Annotated in this window: 14 protein-coding genes and 1 other RNA gene; 13 read left to right on the top strand and 2 right to left on the bottom strand. The window is 31.5% G+C overall.

What is annotated here, in order from left to right; all coding sequences use genetic code 11:
* Window positions 1–25 precede the first annotated feature (25 nt).
* The 13 genes from WHD07_RS02250 to WHD07_RS02190 all read left to right on the top strand — a co-directional run bounded on the left by WHD07_RS02250 (window position 26) and on the right by WHD07_RS02190 (window position 16,224).
* The gene (locus WHD07_RS02250; RefSeq protein ID WP_105048699.1) at window positions 26–2,347 is read left to right on the top strand and encodes an ATP-dependent helicase; all 2,322 of its coding nucleotides are present in this window, start codon (window positions 26–28) and stop codon (window positions 2,345–2,347) included.
* Window positions 2,348–2,487: 140 nt separating this feature from the next.
* Complete coding sequence (locus WHD07_RS02245) at window positions 2,488–3,150, top strand: DUF4290 domain-containing protein (RefSeq protein ID WP_105048698.1); 663 nt, start codon at window positions 2,488–2,490, stop codon at window positions 3,148–3,150.
* A gap of 3 nt (window positions 3,151–3,153) precedes the next feature.
* Window positions 3,154–4,464, top strand: a complete 1,311-nt coding sequence (gene murA / locus WHD07_RS02240) for a UDP-N-acetylglucosamine 1-carboxyvinyltransferase (protein ID WP_343329881.1) — start codon at window positions 3,154–3,156, stop codon at window positions 4,462–4,464.
* Between the two features lie 38 nt (window positions 4,465–4,502).
* Window positions 4,503–5,051 (top strand): HNH endonuclease, encoded by a 549-nt coding sequence (locus WHD07_RS02235; protein ID WP_105048696.1) that lies wholly within the window; start codon window positions 4,503–4,505, stop codon window positions 5,049–5,051.
* Between the two features lie 91 nt (window positions 5,052–5,142).
* Window positions 5,143–5,691, top strand: coding sequence for a nucleotide exchange factor GrpE (locus WHD07_RS02230; protein WP_105049373.1), 549 nt, complete (start codon window positions 5,143–5,145; stop codon window positions 5,689–5,691).
* Between the two features lie 66 nt (window positions 5,692–5,757).
* Window positions 5,758–6,900 (top strand): molecular chaperone DnaJ, encoded by a 1,143-nt coding sequence (dnaJ, locus tag WHD07_RS02225; protein ID WP_105048695.1) that lies wholly within the window; start codon window positions 5,758–5,760, stop codon window positions 6,898–6,900.
* Window positions 6,901–7,089: 189 nt separating this feature from the next.
* An RNA gene (gene rnpB, locus WHD07_RS02220) (RNase P RNA component class A) lies at window positions 7,090–7,392 on the top strand.
* A 235-nt stretch (window positions 7,393–7,627) separates the two neighbouring features.
* Window positions 7,628–10,408 (top strand): bifunctional aconitate hydratase 2/2-methylisocitrate dehydratase, encoded by a 2,781-nt coding sequence (locus tag WHD07_RS02215; protein ID WP_343329880.1) that lies wholly within the window; start codon window positions 7,628–7,630, stop codon window positions 10,406–10,408.
* 340 nt (window positions 10,409–10,748) lie between these two features.
* The gene (locus WHD07_RS02210; RefSeq protein ID WP_343329879.1) at window positions 10,749–13,019 is read left to right on the top strand and encodes an aconitate hydratase; all 2,271 of its coding nucleotides are present in this window, start codon (window positions 10,749–10,751) and stop codon (window positions 13,017–13,019) included.
* Window positions 13,020–13,089: 70 nt separating this feature from the next.
* The gene (locus WHD07_RS02205) at window positions 13,090–13,650 is read left to right on the top strand and encodes a TlpA disulfide reductase family protein (RefSeq protein WP_343329878.1); all 561 of its coding nucleotides are present in this window, start codon (window positions 13,090–13,092) and stop codon (window positions 13,648–13,650) included.
* A 170-nt stretch (window positions 13,651–13,820) separates the two neighbouring features.
* Complete coding sequence (locus WHD07_RS02200; protein ID WP_343329877.1) at window positions 13,821–14,516, top strand: peptidoglycan DD-metalloendopeptidase family protein; 696 nt, start codon at window positions 13,821–13,823, stop codon at window positions 14,514–14,516.
* Between the two features lie 70 nt (window positions 14,517–14,586).
* On the top strand, window positions 14,587–15,258 hold the full coding sequence (locus WHD07_RS02195) for a Crp/Fnr family transcriptional regulator (protein ID WP_343329876.1): 672 nt from the start codon (window positions 14,587–14,589) through the stop codon (window positions 15,256–15,258).
* 75 nt (window positions 15,259–15,333) lie between these two features.
* Window positions 15,334–16,224, top strand: a complete 891-nt coding sequence (locus WHD07_RS02190; protein ID WP_343329875.1) for an anti-sigma factor — start codon at window positions 15,334–15,336, stop codon at window positions 16,222–16,224.
* A 103-nt stretch (window positions 16,225–16,327) separates the two neighbouring features.
* On the opposite strand, the gene WHD07_RS02185 is transcribed toward WHD07_RS02190, so the two are convergent.
* Together WHD07_RS02185 and WHD07_RS02180 are read right to left on the bottom strand one after the other, a co-directional pair.
* Window positions 16,328–17,509 carry an aspartate aminotransferase family protein gene (locus tag WHD07_RS02185; RefSeq protein ID WP_343329874.1) on the bottom strand — a complete coding sequence of 394 codons (1,182 nt, stop codon included), beginning with the start codon at window positions 17,507–17,509 and terminating at the stop codon, window positions 16,328–16,330.
* A gap of 2 nt (window positions 17,510–17,511) precedes the next feature.
* The gene (locus tag WHD07_RS02180; protein WP_343329873.1) at window positions 17,512–19,155 is read right to left on the bottom strand and encodes an OstA-like protein; all 1,644 of its coding nucleotides are present in this window, start codon (window positions 19,153–19,155) and stop codon (window positions 17,512–17,514) included.
* Window position 19,156: the final 1 nt, after the last annotated feature.

The following is a 19,156-nucleotide window of genomic DNA, read 5'->3' as shown; positions in this document are numbered from 1 at the left end:
TTTTAAATTCTTTCAAAACAAACTATTGAGCACATATTTAGATTCTTTAAACGAAGCACAAAAACAAGCTGTCATTCAAAAAGATGGTCCCATGATTATTATTGCGGGTGCAGGTTCTGGTAAAACACGTGTATTAACCTACAGAATAGCGCATTTAATGCAGCAAGGTGTAGATTCTTTTAATATTTTATCACTTACATTTACCAATAAAGCGGCCAAAGAAATGAAGGCAAGAATTGCTGGAGTTGTTGGTAGTAGTGAAGCAAAAAACTTGTGGATGGGAACATTTCACTCCGTTTTTGCAAGAATTTTACGTACCGAAGCAGATAAGTTAGGTTTTCCAACCAATTTTACAATTTACGATTCGCAAGATTCTGTTCGTTTAATATCAGCAATTATTAAAGAGAAGAATTTAAATAAAGAACAATACAAACCAAAGCAAATTTTAGGAAGAATTTCTTCTTTTAAAAATAGTTTAATTACTGTTAAAGCCTATTTTAATAATGCCGATTTACAAGAGGCAGATTTACATGCAAGTAGGCCAGAGGTTGGTAATATTTATAGAGCATACGTAGATAGGTGTTTTAAAGCAGGTGCAATGGATTTTGATGATTTATTGTTAAGAACCAATGAATTATTGGCGCGTTTTCCAGAAACGTTGGCAAAATATCAAGATCGTTTTAGATATATTATGGTAGATGAGTATCAAGATACAAATCACTCTCAATATATCATTGTTAGAGCTTTGGCAGATAAATTTGGTAATATTTGTGTTGTTGGAGACGATTCTCAAAGTATTTATAGTTTTAGGGGCGCAAATATTCAGAATATCTTAAACTTTCAGAAAGATTATCCGGATGTAAAAACCTTTAAATTAGAACAAAATTACCGTTCTACAAGTAATATTGTAAACGCTGCGAACTCTGTAATCGAAAAAAATAAAACAAAATTAGACAAAGAAGTTTGGACCTCTAATGATCCTGGAGATGCCATAAATGTAATGCGCACAATTTCTGATGGAGAAGAAGGTCGTTTTGTGGCACAATCTATTTGGGAAAACCAAATGAATCATCAATTAACACCCGATGATTTTTGTGTTTTATATAGAACAAATTCGCAATCTAGAGCCATTGAAGATGCTTTGCGTAAAAAAGGAATTGACTATAAAATTTACGGTGGAATTTCTTTTTATCAAAGAAAAGAAATAAAAGATATTTTATCTTATTTACGTATTTTAATCAACCCAAATGATGAAGAAGCGTTAAAGAGGATTATTAATTATCCCGCTCGTGGAATTGGGGCAACCACTATAGATAGACTAACTATCGCTGCAAATCATTATAAAAAATCAATTTTTGATATTATAAAATATATTGATAAAATCGATTTAAAAATAAATGCCGGAACTAAAAATAAGCTTCGTAATTTTATGGATATGATGCAAAGTTTGCAAATAGAATCGCAAACAAAAAATGCATTTGAAATTGCAGAAACAGTTGTTAAAAAGACACAGTTAATTAAAGATTTAGAAAAAGACGGCACACCAGAAGCAGTTAGTAAAGTAGAAAATGTTCAAGAACTTTTAAACGGAATTAAAGATTTTATTACAGATAAAATTGAAGAAGGTGGAGACACTTCTTTAACTACTTTTTTAGAAGATGTGGCTTTGGCTACAGATTTTGATGCTAAAAAAGACGATGACAAACCATCGGTTTCCTTAATGACCATTCACCAATCTAAAGGATTAGAATATTTATACGTATATATTGTAGGCTTAGAAGAAAATTTATTTCCTTCTGCCATGAGTATGAATACACGAAGTGAGTTAGAAGAGGAGCGTAGGTTGTTTTATGTAGCAATAACAAGAGCCGAAAAAGTAGCCTATTTAAGTTATGCGCAAACTCGTTATAGATGGGGTAAATTGGTAGATGCAGAACCTAGTAGATTTTTAGAAGAAATAGATGATCAATATCTAAATTACATCACACCAAAAAGTACCAATCCAGCAATAAATAATTTTGTTGATAAGAGTATTTTTGATGATGCACCAAAAGGAATTCGTTTTCAAAAACCAATTCAGCGTAAAAAAATGGAGCGTGATTTGGTTAAAAAGAAAGAAATTATTATTCCTAAAAACTTAAAAAAAGTATCTCAAACAACTGCAAAAGCAAATTTATTTGATGGCAATATAGCCGTTGGTAATTTTGTAGAACACAATAGATTTGGTAGAGGGGAAGTAATTGCTTTAGAAGGAAATGGACCAAATAAGAAAGCAGAAATTAAATTTGGTACTGTTGGTAAGAAGAAATTATTATTACAATTTGCTAAATTAAAAGTGATTGGTTAAAAACATTCCTAAAACTAAAAATAAATTGTTATTTTGCAACATTAAATAACTACAAACTATAATTTTGTCAGTTCTAGTGTTTTCTTTTGATTAAAATGAAAAAGGAAAATGTATCGAGAACACTTCTCAAAAATAAATAAATGACATTCGATTTAGAGTACAATTCAGAAAGACCGTTAATGATAATACCAGAATACGGCAGACATATACAAAAATTAGTAGACCATTGCTTAGCATTAGAAACTAAAGAGGAACGCGATAAAATGGCAAGAGCTATTGTAGATGTTATGGGTAATTTACAACCACATTTACGTGATGTTCCAGATTTTAAACACAAACTTTGGGATCAGTTATATATTATGGCAGATTTTAAATTAGATGTAGAATCTCCATATCCACAACCATCAAAAGAAGAATTACAAGAAAAACCAGAAGGGTTGCCTTATCCAAAATCAGCATCTAGATATCGTTATTACGGTAACAATATTCAAACAATGATTGATATTGCTTTAAGTTGGGAAGAAGGAGAGAAAAAAGAAGCATTGGTGTTTACCATTGCAAATCACATGAAAAAGTGTTACCTAAACTGGAATAAAGATACCGTAGATGATGCTGTAATTTTTAAGCATCTATATGATTTATCTGATGGTAAATTAGATTTAAGAAATAGCGAAGAAGCACTTTCTGAAAGTAAAAACTTACTAAGAAAACCACGTACACAAGGGCAAGGTCAGAACAATTCTAAAACAGCTTACAAGAAGCCACAGCATAATAATCAGAATAAAAACAGAAAAAGATATTAGTATATGGCATCATTTAAAATTGAAGGCGGTCATAAATTAAGTGGAACCATTACTCCACAAGGAGCAAAAAACGAAGTGCTACAAATACTTTGTGCTGTTTTATTAACGCCAGAAAGAGTTGTAGTAAATAATGTTCCGGATATTATTGATGTCAATAAATTAATTTTTATTCTTGGAGAATTAGGCGTAAAGGTTGAGAAATTAAGTAGCAATTCTTATGCTTTTCAAGCGGATGAAATAAACTTAAAGTATTTAGAATCTGCAGACTTTAAAAGAGACGGAAGTTCTTTACGAGGGTCTATTATGATTGTTGGCCCACTTTTGGCTCGTTTTGGTAGAGGATATATACCAAGACCCGGAGGAGATAAAATTGGTCGTAGACGTTTAGATACACATTTTGAAGGTTTTATAAGATTAGGAGCAAAATTCCGTTATAATAAAGAAGAACATTTTTACGGAGTAGAAGCAGAAGAATTATTTGGTGTAGAAATGTTGTTAGATGAAGCTTCTGTTACCGGAACCGCTAATATTTTAATGGCGTCTGTTTTAGCAACAGGAACCACAAAAATATACAACGCTGCTTGCGAACCTTATATTCAACAATTATGTAAAATGTTGAACTCTATGGGAGCAAAAATCTCTGGAGTAGGTTCTAACTTACTAATTATAGAAGGAGTAGATGCACTTGGTGGTTGTGAGCACAGAGTTTTACCAGATATGATTGAAATTGGTTCTTGGATTGGTGTTGCAGTCATGACAAGATCTGAATTAACCATAAAAGATGTTAGTTGGGAAAACTTAGGACAAATACCTAATGTATTTAGAAAATTAGGAATACAATTAGAAAGAAAAGGAGATGATATTTATATTCCTGCTCAAGAATCATATGAAATTCATAACTTTATAGATGGTTCAGTTTTAACCGTTGCAGATGCACCATGGCCTGGATTTACTCCAGATTTGCTAAGCATTGTTTTAGTAATAGCAACACAAGCAAAAGGAACCGTTTTAATTCATCAAAAGATGTTTGAAAGCCGTTTGTTTTTTGTTGATAAATTGATTGATATGGGGGCAAAAGTAATTTTATGCGATCCTCATAGAGCAACCGTAATTGGTATGAATTTTGAAAGCTCATTAAAAGCAACCAAAATGACATCGCCAGATATTAGAGCGGGAATTTCTTTATTAATAGCAGCATTATCTGCTAAAGGAACGAGTATAATAAATAACATAGAACAAATAGATAGAGGCTACGAAAACATAGAAGCTCGTTTAAAATCTATTGGCGCAAAAATTGAAAGAATTGCTGATTAAGAAAAAGTATTTTATTCATTTAAAAATACTTTTATATTATGATAAGAAGTTTGTGGAAAGAGGAGTGGAAGGATGTTAAATTTGATGAAAAAATTTCTGATGTAAAAAAATTTAAGATTTCCAATCACGGAAGAGTTCTTTATATTAAAGACGATAAAGAATTTTTAAGAAAAAAGAGTTTTATTAATGGTTATGAAACCATTTCTGTAAAACAAGTTGTAAATAATAAGCATACAAGTAGGTATGTACATAAACTAGTTGCCCAACATTTTTTAGAAAAAGAAAGTGAGGAGCAAGTTTTTGTTTTGCATCTAAATTATGATAAAACAGATAATACAGTAGGAAACTTAAAATGGGCAACAAAAAGAGAAAAAGAATTACATCAATTTAAAAACCCTGTATTTATAGAATCTAAAAAAAACAAAAAAACCAATTATAAACTTACCGAAGGAAAAGTAAGAATTATAAAAAAGCAATTAAAAAATAAAAGAACTAGAATTACTATGATTGCTAAACGGTTTGGAGTTTCGGATATGCAAATTCACAGAATTAAAACAGGTGAAAATTGGGGTCATGTTAAAATTTAAAGAAATAAAAAATAGTGTCAGTTTGACACTATTTTTTTGTTGGCAACGTTTTTGCTTTTTATTTAAAGACATTTTAACGACTACAAAGATAATGAGTAAGAAAGATAACATTAAAGAAGAAGAACTAATAAATGAGCAAGAAACCGCTCAAGTTGAAGAAAATCAAGAAGTTGAGGCGGAAGTTGTAAAAGAAGAGCCTACAGCAGAAGAATTAATTCAGACTGAAAAAGACAAGTTTTTACGTCTATTTGCAGAGTTCGAAAACTATAAAAAAAGAACATCTAGAGAAAGAATAGAATTGTTTAAAACTGCTGGACAAGAATTAATGACATCTTTACTGCCAATTATTGACGATTTTGAGCGTGCACTGACACATATCGAAGAAGATAAAGAAGCGGAAGAATTAAGAAAAGGAGTGTTGTTAATTTATCAGAAATTCTATAATACTTTAGAGTTAAAAGGACTTTCTAAAGTAGAAACAAAAGCTGGTGATACTTTCGACGCAGAAATTCATGAAGCTATTACACAAATTCCTGCTCCATCAGAAGATTTAAAAGGTAAAGTAATTGATTGTGTAGAAAAAGGATACAAATTAGGAGATAAAATTATTCGTTATCCAAAAGTGGTAATCGGACAATAAATTACAATTAACAATGTACAATTACCATTGATCATTGATTACTGTTAATTGATAATTGAAATAAAAATGGCAAAACAAGATTTTTACGAAATATTAGGTCTTTCTAAATCTGCAACCCAAGCAGAAATTAAGAAAGGGTACAGAAAAATGGCAATTAAATATCATCCAGATAAAAACCCTGATGATAAAACTGCTGAAGAAAACTTTAAAAAAGCTGCAGAAGCTTATGAGGTTTTAAGCGACGAAAACAAAAAAGCACGTTATGATCAATATGGTCATGCCGCTTTTGACGGTCCTCAAGGTGGAGGCGGTGGTTTCGGCGGTGGCGGTATGAATATGGATGACATATTCAGTCAGTTCGGTGATATTTTTGGCGGCGGAGGCGGCGGCTTTGGTGGTGGTTTTGGAGGCTTTAATGGAGGTGGCCAAAGACAAGCTAGAGTTAAAGGTAGTAATATGCGAATTCGTGTAAAACTTACTTTAGAAGAAATAGCCAAAGGTGTTGAGAAGAAAGTAAAAGTTAGACGTAAAGTTCAGGCAGCAGGTGTTACCTATAAAACGTGTACTACTTGTAATGGTTCTGGTCAGCAAATGCGAGTTACCAATACTATTTTAGGACGAATGCAAACCGCTACTACTTGTAGTACTTGTGGTGGTGCAGGAGAAATTATGAATAGTAAACCAGCAGGTGCAGATGCACAGGGTTTAATCGTAAAAGAAGAAACGGTTTCTATCAATATTCCAGAAGGAGTTACAGAAGGTGTTCAATTAAAAGTAGGAGGAAAGGGTAATGAAGCTCCTGGTAAAAATTCTATTGCAGGAGATTTATTAGTTTTAATAGAAGAAATACCACACGAAACGTTAAAGAGAGAAGGTACTAATATACATTATGACTTGTATATTAATTTTTCTGAAGCTGTTTTAGGAACAAGTAAAGAGGTTGAAACTGTTACAGGTAAAGTAAAAATTAAAATTGATGCTGGTACACAATCTGGTAAAATTTTAAGATTAAAAGGAAAAGGTTTACCAAGTATAGAACGTTATGGTACGGGAGATTTCTTAATTCATATTAATGTTTGGACGCCACAAGAATTAAACAAAGAACAAAAACAGTTTTTTGATAAAATGTCTGAAAACGAGAACTTTAGACCAAGTCCTAACAAATCAGACAAGTCGTTTTTTGAGAAAGTAAAAGACATGTTTTCATAAAATAATGTTAATTTTTAATAAAAAATAACTATTTTTTATTAAAATAGTTTTTGGTATTATTATTTAATATATATTTGCAGTGTTGTTGATTTTATCAGCAACACTTTTTCTTTTTCATAGCAATTTTTCCCACTCATTTATGAGTGGGTTTTTTTATGATTATAGAAAAGTTTATAAAATAATATAGAAATTGCAGACTTATCTTATCGACTTGTGTTTACAAGTAGGAAAGTCCGGACACCAAAGAGTATCATAGCGGATAACATCCGTCCAGCGAGAGCTGAGGACCAGTGCAACAGAAAGAATGTACAGTTAGGCTGTAGTGAAACCAGGTAAACTCTATGAGGTGCAATGCCATGTATATTAGAGCTTGAGAGCTACTCGCTCGATTCTAAAGGGTAGGCAGATTGATTCTAAGAGTAATTTTAGAACTAGATAAATGATAAGAGCCTTTTTAAGGTACAGGATTCGGCTTATTAGTCTGCATTTTCTATATATTTATAAAATCTTCATAATTAATCAATAAAATCTTCTTTTTGTTGATTAAAAATCAGTGTTTTGGCTAATAATTTTTTTTTATTCATTAATTAGCGCAATCTATTATTTATCTTTTAATTTTAATTTAAAAAATGTAAGTTTGTCACACTAAAATTTACAAACAACTTTTACAGTATTCCTTTTAATATGAAGATGGTTAAAATGTGTACAGTAACTAAAGATTTCTTTCATGAGTATTTATAAAGATTACCTTAAGCAGATAGAAGAACGAAAAGAACAAGGACTTCATCCGCAGCCAATTGATGGTGCAGAATTATTAAGCAAAATCATTGAACAAATTAAAGATTTAGATAATGAATATAGAGAAGATTCTCTAAATTTTTTCATCTATAATGTTTTACCTGGAACAACCAGTGCTGCTGGTGTAAAGGCTAAATTTTTAAAGGAGATTATTTTAGGTCAATCAATCGTTAAAGAAATTACACCTTCTTTTGCTTTTGAACAATTAGCACATATGAAAGGTGGACCTTCTATAGAAGTACTATTAGACTTAGCTTTAGGTAATGATATTGCTATTGCAAAAGATGCTGCAGAAGTTTTAAAAACGCAAGTTTTCCTTTATGAGGCAGATATGGCTCGTTTAGAAAAAGCTTATAAGGCAGGTAGCGAAATTGCTAAAGATTTGTTAGAAAGTTATGCAAAAGCAGAATTTTTTACAAAGTTACCAGATATTGAAGAAGAAATTAAGATTGTAACTTTTGTAGCTGGTATCGGAGATATTTCTACAGATTTATTATCTCCAGGAGGAGATGCACATTCTCGTTCTGATAGAGAATTACATGGTCAATGTTTATTTGAGCATAACAAAGAAAAACAAAACGAGTTAAAAGCATTACAAGCACAACATCCAGATAAAAGAGTGATGTTAATTGCAGAAAAAGGGACAATGGGAGTTGGTTCTTCTAGAATGTCTGGTGTAAATAATGTGGCTTTATGGACCGGGATTAAATCTAGTCCTTATGTTCCTTTTATCAATATTGCACCAATTATTGCAGGTACAAACGGTATTTCGCCAATTTTCTTAACAACAGTTGGGGTAACTGGTGGTATTGGTATCGATCTTAAAAACTGGGTAAAAGTTAAAGATGCAGACGGAAATACAGTTAGAGATGAAGCAGGAGACCCTGTTTTAGAAGAAGCTTATTCTGTAGCAACGGGTACTGTACTTACTGTAAATACAAAAGAGAAAAAATTATACAATGGAGATGTAGAATTAATGGATATTTCTGCTTCATTAACACCTCAAAAAGCAGAGTTTATTAAAGCTAGAGGATCTTATGCTGTTGTATTTGGTAAAAAATTACAAACATTTGCATCTAAAGTATTAGGTATAGATGTAGTGCCTGTTTATGCACCATCAAAAGAAATTTCTATTGAAGGGCAAGGGTTAACTGCTGTAGAAAAAATATTTAATAAAAATGCCGTTGGTACTACGCCAGGAAAAACATTACATGCAGGTTCAGACGTTCGTGTAGAAGTTAACATTGTAGGTTCTCAAGACACTACAGGTTTAATGACTTCTCAAGAATTAGAAATGATGGCTGCAACCATTATTTCTCCAATTGTAGATGGTGCTTACCAATCTGGTTGTCATACAGCTTCTGTTTGGGATAATAAATCAAAAGCAAACATTCCTAGATTGATGAAATTTATGAATGACTTCGGATTAATTACCGCAAGAGATCCAGAAAACAAGTACAAGCCAATGACAGATGTAATTCATAAAGTTTTAAATGATATTACAATTGATGATTGGGCAATTATTATCGGTGGAGATTCTCATACAAGAATGTCTAAAGGTGTTGCTTTTGGTGCCGATTCTGGTACTGTAGCATTAGCACTTGCAACAGGAGAAGCTTCAATGCCAATTCCAGAGTCTGTAAAAGTTACTTTTAAAGGTAACATGGCAGAATATATGGATTTCCGTGATGTTGTGCATGCAACGCAACAACAAATGCTTACGCAGTTTGGTGGAGATAATGTTTTTCAAGGAAGAATCATTGAGGTGCATATTGGAACCTTAACAGCAGATCAAGCATTTACATTTACAGATTGGACTGCAGAGATGAAAGCAAAAGCTTCTATCTGTATTTCTGAAGACGCTACTTTAATAGAATCTTTAGAAATTGCAAAAGGTAGAATTCAGATAATGATTGATAAAGGAATGGACAATCACTTAAACGTTCTTCAAGGATTAATCGATATCGCTAATAAAAGAATTGCAGAAATTAAATCTGGTGAAAAACCAGCTTTAACACCAGATGCAAATGCAAAATATGCAGCAGAAGTTGTTATCGATTTAGATTTAATAGAAGAGCCAATGATTGCAGATCCAGATGTAAATAACGCAGATGTTTCTAAAAGATATACGCATGATATTATTAGACAATTGTCTTATTATGGAGGAACAAAACAAGTAGATTTAGGATTTGTTGGATCTTGTATGGTACACAAAGGCGATATGAAAATATTAGCTCAAATGCTTAAAAATGTAGAAGCAGAATATGGTAAAGTAGAATTTAAAGCACCTTTAGTAGTTGCGCCACCTACTTACAATATTGTAGATGAATTAAAAGAAGAAGGAGATTGGGATGTTTTAGTAAAATACTCAGGTTTCGAATTCGATGATAGCGCACCTAAAGCAGTTGCACGTACAGGATACGAAAACATGTTATATTTAGAGCGCCCTGGTTGTAACCTTTGTATGGGGAACCAAGAAAAAGCAGAACCAGGAGACACTGTAATGGCAACTTCTACACGTTTATTTCAAGGAAGAGTTGTAAAAGATTCTGGAGAGAAAAAAGGAGAATCTTTACTTTCATCAACACCAGTAGTAGTATTATCTACAATTTTAGGTAGAACACCTAATTTAGCAGAATACAAAGCTGCAGTAAAAGGAATTAACCTTACACAATTTACGCCTCCTCATAAATTATTAGTGAGAGCATAAATAATTAGTATATTATAATTTAAAAGCCTGAATCAATGATTCAGGCTTTTTTGATGCTCCATATTTTATTTTGGTAACTCATTTCCACATATTTTTCTTTTAGGGGGTTACCACGTCAAAAAAAGACGTGGTCGGGCTTTTTATTACAATCTTTTTGTTCATACTTCACAAAAAGGATTTCCATTTCAATCCCTAACCCAAAACAACTATTTACAATCAAAATTTTCTATTTCACTATCAGCATTAAAACTTCTCTAAGCGGTAAATCGATATTAAAACAATAAAATATTTTGTATCTTGTGATACACAAATTATAATAACAAAAAAAATATAAAAACTTATGGCTTTTGATATTGATATGATCAAAAAAGTATATTCAAACGTTGTAGAACGTGTTGATGCTGCTCGTAAACTAACCGGTAAACCTTTAACCTTAGCAGAAAAAATTCTGTACTCGCATTTATGGGATAAAACATCCAATAAAGCATTTGTAAGAGGTAAAGACTATGTAGATTTTGCTCCAGATAGAATTGCATTGCAAGATGCCACTGCGCAAATGGCATTACTACAATTTATGCAAGCAGGTAAAAGTAAAGTAGCTGTTCCTACAACTACGCACTGCGATCATTTAATTCAAGCTAAAAACGGAGCAAGTATGGATTTACAATCTGCTCTAAATACAAGTAATGAAGTTTTTAACTTTTTAGAATCCGTTTCTAATAAATACGGATTAGGTTTTTGGAAACCAGGAGCAGGAATTATTCACCAAGTAGTTTTAGAAAATTATGCATTTCCAGGAGGAATGATGATTGGTACAGATTCTCACACAGTAAATGCTGGTGGTTTAGGTATGGTTGCCATTGGTGTTGGTGGTGCAGATGCTGTAGACGTTATGGCGGGTATGGCTTGGGAATTAAAGTTTCCTAAATTAATAGGGGTAAAGTTAACCGGAAAACTTTCTGGTTGGACAGCTCCAAAAGATGTTATTTTAAAAGTAGCTGGTATTGTTTCTGCAAAAGGAGGTACAGGTGCAATTGTAGAATATTTTGGAGAAGGAGCAACTTCTATGTCTTGTACAGGTAAAGGTACAATTTGTAACATGGGAGCAGAAATAGGAGCAACTACTTCTACTTTTGGGTATGATGAATCTATGGAACGTTATTTACGTGCTACAGATAGAAGTGATGTTGCAGATGCTGCAAACCAAGTAAAAGACTATTTAACAGGCGATGCTGAAGTTTACGCGAACCCAGAGCAATATTTTGACCAAGTTATAGAAATTGATTTATCTAAATTAGGCCCTTTATTAAACGGACCTTTTACACCAGATTTATCTACAGAAGCAGGTGCAGATATGACTAAAGCTGCAAACACTAACGATTGGCCATTAAAAGTAGAATGGGGATTAATAGGTTCTTGTACAAACTCTTCTTACGAAGATTTATCGAGAGCTTCTTCAATTGCGCAACAAGCAATTGACAAAGGATTAAAAATGAAATCGGAATTAGGAATTAATCCTGGTTCGGAGAAAGTAAGATATACAGCAGATAGAGATGGTATTATTGGCATCTTCGAAAAGTTAGATGCAAAGATCTTTACAAACGCTTGTGGACCATGTATTGGGCAATGGGCGCGTTATGATGATCCAAAAAATGCACCAAAAAATAGTATTGTTCACTCTTTTAATAGAAACTTTGCAAAGCGTGCAGATGGTAACCCAAATACACATGCTTTTGTTGCTTCACCAGAATTAACAGCAGCCATTGCAATTGCAGGTCGTTTAGATTTTAATCCGATTACAGATAAATTAATCAACGAAAACGGAGAAGAAGTAATGTTTGATGAACCAACAGGATGGGAATTACCTCCAAAAGGTTTTGAAGTAAAAGATGATGGTTATTTAGCACCAGAAGAAGATGGAAGTCATGTACAAATTGCTGTAAAAGAAGATTCTGAAAGATTACAATTATTAGAGCCTTTTACACCTTTAGGTAACAATTTAACAGGCGTAAAATTATTAATAAAAGCTTTTGGCAAATGTACTACAGACCATATTTCTATGGCAGGACCATGGTTACGCTACAGAGGTCATTTAGATAATATATCTAACAACTGTTTAATTGGAGCTGTAAATGCTTTTGGTAAGAAAACCAATTTTGTTAAAAATCAATTAACGGGAGAATTTGGGGGAGTACCAGATACCGCAAGAGCTTATAAAGCTGCAGGTGTAAAATCTATTGTTGTTGGTGATCATAATTATGGTGAGGGTTCTTCTAGAGAACACGCTGCAATGGAGCCTAGACATTTAGGTGTTGCTGCTGTTTTAGTAAAATCTTTTGCTCGTATTCATGAAACAAACTTAAAGAAACAAGGAATGTTAGGTTTAACATTTAATAATGAAGCAGATTATGATTTAATTCAAGAAGATGATACTTTTAACTTTGTAGATTTAAATGAGTTTGCTCCTAATAAACCATTAACTATAGAAGTGGTGCATGCAGACGGTTCTAAAGATACAATCATTGCAAACCATACCTATAATCAAGGTCAGATAGATTGGTATAATGAAGGCTCTGCTTTAAATTTAATTAAAAAAGAGAACGCTAAATAAAGCGTTTAAACTATAATTTAAAAAAGCGTTAATTGAAAAATTAGCGCTTTTTACTTTTATTATTAAAGGTATGTACAAAAAGAAAGGCGTAGTTAAGAATATAGTTTTTGTTATAATAATTGGCTTGTTAATTATTCCAACAACAAGACAACAAATTCAAATAGGTTTACAAACAGTTATAGCAAAATTAAGTCCAAGTATTAACAAAGCAACTGAAGTAAAATTAGTTAGTAGTTATGATTGGAATTTAAAAGATTTAGAAGGTAATAGCTATCGTTTAAATGAAGCAAAAGGTAAAGTTTTATTGGTAAATATGTGGGCTACTTGGTGTCCACCTTGTATTGCAGAAATGCCGTCACTTCAAGCATTGTATAACGACTATGGAGATAAAATTGAATTTATTTTGGTGTCAAATGAATCACAAGAAGTGATTGCTTCTTTTTTAAAAAAGAAAAATTATAATTTTAAAGCTTATAGCCCCTTAACAGTGCCACCAACAACTTTTAAAGTAAAAAGTATTCCAAGAACTTTTTTAATAGATAAAGAAGGTAAAATTATTATAGATGAATCTGGTGCTGCAAACTGGAATAGTATAAAGGTTAGAGAAACTATTGATGAGTTGCTAAAATAACATGGTTACTTTTTGTTTAAACCAAATGATAAAGCAGCAATTCTTAAAATTATTTAAAAATTACTGAAATGTTTTTTTAATAATATTATAACCTTGCAGAAAATACCTAGATAAAATTATATAAATAAAAAACTTTTGATATCTTTTGATCGTTTTTTTTCCTTTTACTTATGAATACAGAAGTTTTTAACCAGTTTTTAAGTCAAATATCAAAAGAGTCTATATCCGTTATTGATGCAAGTATTTCTTCTGATAACTATTTTCCGATAGCTATTTCATCAAAAAATAAAGATTTATTGCATTTTGATATTTCTTCATCCATAGAATGGGAAATATATATTGATTCTTTTCTCAAAAAAAATAAAGCCAACGTTGCATTTGGTGGTTATTTAGAAAAAAGAAATATATATGACAGAAGTACTTATTTTAAGAATCAATCTAAAGAAAAACAGAGAAACATTCATTTAGGTATAGATTTATGGTGTGCTGAAAACACAAAAGTATTAGCAGCGTTAGATGGAGAAATTCATAGTTTTAAAAATAATGAGAATTATGGAGATTATGGCCCAACAATTATTTTAAAACATCAAATTAAAAAAGAAATATTCTATACTTTATACGGTCATTTATCTTTAAAATCCATAGAAAACATAAAAGTTGGAGATTCAATTTTACAAGGAGATACCATAGGATATTTAGGAAGTGCAGCGGTAAATGGAGATTATGCACCACATTTACATTTTCAAATTATTAGAGATTTAGAAGATAATTTTGGAGATTATCCTGGAGTTTCATCCGAAGAAAATATAGCATTTTATCAAAAAAATTGTCCAAACCCCAATTTATTGCTAAAATTAGTTATTTAAGTTCTGTGTTTTTGTAAGCTATTACTACATTTTTAGACTTATTAAAGAACCAAAACTAAATTGATTTTTTATGAATAACTTATGGTTTTTTGATAATGTAAACTTATTTAATCTACTTTGTCCACACAAATTTAAAGAATATAAAAAGTGTCATAATTTTGATGCTTATAAAAAAAGTGATTATATCTACTTTGAAGAAGACGCAGCAAGCAAGGTTTATTTAATAGAAAAAGGAAAAGTAAAAATTGGGTACTATAATGAAGATGGTACCGAAGTGGTAAAAGCAATTTTAACAAAAGGAGAATTGTTTGGAGAAAAAGCCATTTTAGGAGAAGAAACAAGAAATGAATTTGCCCAATCTGTAGATGCATCTACGTCAATTTGTCCAATAGGAGTAGACACTATGCATGATTTAATGCGTGATAACAAAACCTTTAGTTTAAAAATATATAAATTTTTAGGTTTTCGTTTTAAAAAATTAGAAAGAAGATTACAATTAATTTTATTTAAAGATTCTAAAACTAGATTTTTAGAATTTATGAAAGAATTGTGTGAGGAATATGGACATGATTGTGAAAAAACAGGAGATAAAATAATAGAACACCCTTATACTCAAAAAGATATTGCATCCTTAATTGGTACCTCTAGGTCTAATTTAAATGTGTTAATGAATGAGTTAAAAGAGGCAAATATTATCACATTTAATAGAAAAGAAATAAGATTACTTCAAAAAATTGCATAAGTGTTAGCTAGCTAACATTTCATGATTCATTAAGAATTTAACTTTGTCATCAACATTAACATAAATATTAATAAGATGAAAAAAATTTTAAATTTAGCAATCGCAATTGCAATCGCAACAACTTTTGTAGCTTGTAGTGATGATGACAACAACAACAATGTACAAACAACAGGAAGTTTAACAGTAGACTTTACAGGTTTAGAAGAATTAGGAGCTGATTTCGTTTACGAAGGATGGTTAATTGTAAATGGTAGCCCAGTAAGTACAGGAACTTTTACAAGTGTGTCTTTTCCGCAAACATATACCGTAGGAATTGATGACTTAGAAGCAGCAACAACATTTGTTTTATCTATTGAGCCAGCAGGTGAAACCGGAGCAGCAGCTTTAGAACCAGCAGCAACAAAAATTTTAGCCGGAGATTTTTCTGGAAATTCTGCAAGTGTTACTTCTACAACAATTGTAGGTGATTTTAGTGCTTCTTGGGGAAAATACATTTTAGCAACACCAACAGATGCTGATACTACGAATGAAGCAAGTGGAATTTGGTTTTTAGATAATTCTACTGGAACAGCAATTGCTGGTTTAGGTTTACCAACGTTAACAGCTGGATGGAAATATGAAGGATGGGTTGTTATAGACGGAACACCAGTAAGTACAGGTACATTTACTGCAGTTGATGCAGCAGATGATAACGCAGCAACTTCACCTTACAAAGGTTCTGTAGGTAACGGACCAGCTTTTCCAGGAGAAGATTATGTAACAGGATCTGCAGCAGGTGTAGATTTTCCTACAGATTTAAAAGGAAAAACAGTTGTAATTTCTGTAGAACCAAGTCCAGATAATAGTGCTGCGCCATTTACTTTAAAACCTTTAGCGCACGTAGTACCAGCAGCCGCAATGAATGGTACTGTAATAAACATGGGTACAGGGCCACAGGTAGAATTATCAGGAAGTGTAATAAGATAACAGAAAAAAATAATCTACTATTATGTTAATGGTTGATTTATTTGAAGGGCAATTATGTAAATAATTGCTCTTTTCTGTTTTTAATAAGTAAAGATTAATATATTTATTCGATTACTTGATCAATTGTTTTTAAAATAATTTGACATCCCTTAATAATCTCTTCATCAGAAATAGTAAGTGGAGGCGTTATTCTCATAGCACTTGGTTCAAAAAGTAGAAAAAATAGTATTAATTGGTTTTCTAAACATTTCAAAACCACTTTAGAATTTAGTTCTGGAGTTTCTAAAATAGCAGCTAACATTAAACCTTTTCCTCTAATTTCTTTAATTGATGGATGAATTAAGTGTTTTCTAATAAGTGCTTCTTTTCGTAAAGCTTCTTTTGTAAAGTTGTTCTCAGTAATTTCTTTTACAGTTGCTACTGCAGCAGCAGAAATAACAGGATGACCAGCAAATGTAGAAATATGCCCTAATTTAGGGTTGTCTTTTAATAGGCTCATCATTTCAAAGGATGAAATAAAAGCTCCAATTGGCATTCCGCCTCCTAAACCTTTTCCTGTAATTATAATATCCGGAATTACATTATAGTTTTCAAAACCCCAAAAAGTACCCGTTCTTCCAATTCCTGTTTGTATTTCATCTAAAATTAAAAGTGCACCAACTTCTAAACAACGTTGTTTTACTTTAGATAAAAACCCGTTTTTGGGTTCAATAAAACCTGCACCACCTTGTATGGTTTCTAGAATTACGGCAGCTGTTTTATTGGTGATTTTAACAAGATCAATTTCATTATTAAACTCAATAAAATTTGTACCGGGAATTAAAGGTCTAAATGCTTGTTTTTGCTGTTCTATACCAGAAACACTCATAGATCCCATGGTGTTACCATGATAAGATGTTTTTGCAGCAATTATTTCTGACCTATTTGTAACTCTTTTGGCTAATTTTATAGCACCTTCCGTTGCTTCTGTTCCAGAATTTGTAATGTATACGGCATTTAAATTATTTGGAGAGTTTTGTGCTAAAAGTTTACATAATGTTACTTGTGGTTGCTGTATAAACTCGCCATAAACCATTACATGAGCATAAGCATCTAATTGTTTTTTTATGGCATCTGTAACCTTGGGATGGTTATGGCCTAAGCTATTTGCAGAAACGCCTGCTACAAAATCTAAATATTTTTTTCCGGAAGTATCATAAATATAACTTCCTTTTGCTGTAGAAACTTCTATAGCCAATGGGTAAGGAGAAGTTTGTGCTTGGTATTTAAAAAAATCTGTTTTCAAGATTATTGTTTTTTAGGAAAACTATTAGGTTTTAGAGCTTTCGGCTTTAGAATTGTAGTAAGCTTCTTTTTTTTATTAAGAATTACAGGTGCTTTTTTCTCTTTTGTATCTTCTTTTAGAGGAATGTTTATTTTATCATCATGTATAAAAATATCTTCCATTTTTTTAGGTTGCTCTTCTTCACGCCAAATAAAACCTTGCAACTCTCTAACATCGTCCGGAAGTTTTGATGGAGGATAGGTATTACCATCAGATTTTTTTAAATATTTTATGGTTTCAATTTGCCCTTTATCTAAGGTAAACTCAATATTACTAGATATTTCTTTGGTAATGGTTTCTAAAACTTGGGTTTCTTCATTTCTATTAAAATAAACCGACTCTGCATTTCCTTTTACTAAAAGTAAACGAAGTTTATTTTCTTTAAATTTACCAAACATGTTTCTTCCTTTAATTTGGTTAAAATCTTTAATAGACATAGAATCTTTAGAAACGATAAAGGCATTGTTTAATACTTTTAACGAATCTAATTTTTCTGTTTCTACATTAGAGAGTAGGTGAATGGTATCTCCGGTAATTTGATTTTGATCTGACCAAATTACAGGTTTTTTAAACATTTTTGTTAAACCAGTTTCTTGGTTTGTATGAATAGAATCGCACTTTCCTTGTAAATCAGATTTAAAGATTTTTACATTATGAAAAATTCTTACATTTCTTTTTTCTGGTTTACCTGTAACTAAAATGGTATCTCCATGAATAAACATAGAATCTTTGTCTATAATAGAAATGGCAACTGCTTGTTTAATGATGTAAAGAGAATCTTTTAATTCGAAAATTTCGGCATAGTTTCCTTTGGTAATAAAGTTTTGTACCGTGTCTATTACCTGAATATTATTAGTGGCAGAGGCAAACCCTTTTTGCTTATCATAATACAAACTGTCACCTTCTACAGTTCTTTCTTTTAAATATAGTTTTGCATTTTTAACAAAGTGAGAAACATCTGTTTTTGTATTGTAAAAACCTTTTTCGCAATAAATTCTATTATCGTTTTTGGTATTTGTAATGGTTGATGGTCCGTATAAATAAGTAAGTCCGGAGTTTGTATAATAATCTAAATGATCAGATTCTAAATGGTGTTCTGGGTTTACAACGGTTACTCTAGTGGTGGCTGTAAATTTTTTATCTTCTAAATAGAAGTTACCATTTTTACTTTTTAAGGTATTTGTTTCGTCTTTAATGGTAGCGTAACTGTTATAATACAATTTTTGATTTAATCTATCAAAATGTAATGTATCTGTAGTTAAGGTCATTGTTGGGTCTTTTAAAACCACATTTCCCCAAGAAAGTGCTTGCTTAGAATTGGCATCGTAATCGGTATAATTACTTGTTTGTGTAATGGTGTCTCCTTGCTTAATAATAACATTACCAATAGCTTTAAAGAAATTTTTATCTTTATAGTATAATGCCTGTTGACTTGTTAAAATAATGCCATCATGAGTCATTTTAACATTACCTATTAATAATGTGGCACCTGGATATTTTTCTTCATCAGCTTCTTGTTGTTCTGCGTAATATTGAATTTTTTTCTTTTCTTGAGAGAAAGAATTTAGCGAAGAAAAAATAATAAATAAAAAAAGTATTCTTTTCAAA

The sequence above is a fragment of the Polaribacter staleyi genome (assembly GCF_038024045.1).
Lineage (GTDB): Bacteria > Bacteroidota > Bacteroidia > Flavobacteriales > Flavobacteriaceae > Polaribacter > Polaribacter butkevichii.
The sequence above is the reverse complement of the archived record's forward strand: the minus strand, read 5'-3'. Positions and strand labels throughout refer to the sequence as shown.

What these genes read in the sequence shown, in the direction of transcription:
- WHD07_RS02245 (WP_105048698.1), top strand. Translation starts at nt 2,488, where the DNA reads ATGACATTCGATTTAGAGTACAATTCAGAAAGACCGTTAATGATAATA.
- murA (WP_343329881.1), top strand. Translation starts at nt 3,154, where the DNA reads ATGGCATCATTTAAAATTGAAGGCGGTCATAAATTAAGTGGAACCATT.
- WHD07_RS02235 (WP_105048696.1), top strand. Translation starts at nt 4,503, where the DNA reads ATGATAAGAAGTTTGTGGAAAGAGGAGTGGAAGGATGTTAAATTTGAT.
- WHD07_RS02230 (WP_105049373.1), top strand. Translation starts at nt 5,143, where the DNA reads ATGAGTAAGAAAGATAACATTAAAGAAGAAGAACTAATAAATGAGCAA.
- dnaJ (WP_105048695.1), top strand. Translation starts at nt 5,758, where the DNA reads ATGGCAAAACAAGATTTTTACGAAATATTAGGTCTTTCTAAATCTGCA.
- WHD07_RS02215 (WP_343329880.1), top strand. Translation starts at nt 7,628, where the DNA reads ATGAGTATTTATAAAGATTACCTTAAGCAGATAGAAGAACGAAAAGAA.
- WHD07_RS02210 (WP_343329879.1), top strand. Translation starts at nt 10,749, where the DNA reads ATGGCTTTTGATATTGATATGATCAAAAAAGTATATTCAAACGTTGTA.
- WHD07_RS02205 (WP_343329878.1), top strand. Translation starts at nt 13,090, where the DNA reads ATGTACAAAAAGAAAGGCGTAGTTAAGAATATAGTTTTTGTTATAATA.
- WHD07_RS02200 (WP_343329877.1), top strand. Translation starts at nt 13,821, where the DNA reads ATGAATACAGAAGTTTTTAACCAGTTTTTAAGTCAAATATCAAAAGAG.
- WHD07_RS02195 (WP_343329876.1), top strand. Translation starts at nt 14,587, where the DNA reads ATGAATAACTTATGGTTTTTTGATAATGTAAACTTATTTAATCTACTT.
- WHD07_RS02190 (WP_343329875.1), top strand. Translation starts at nt 15,334, where the DNA reads ATGAAAAAAATTTTAAATTTAGCAATCGCAATTGCAATCGCAACAACT.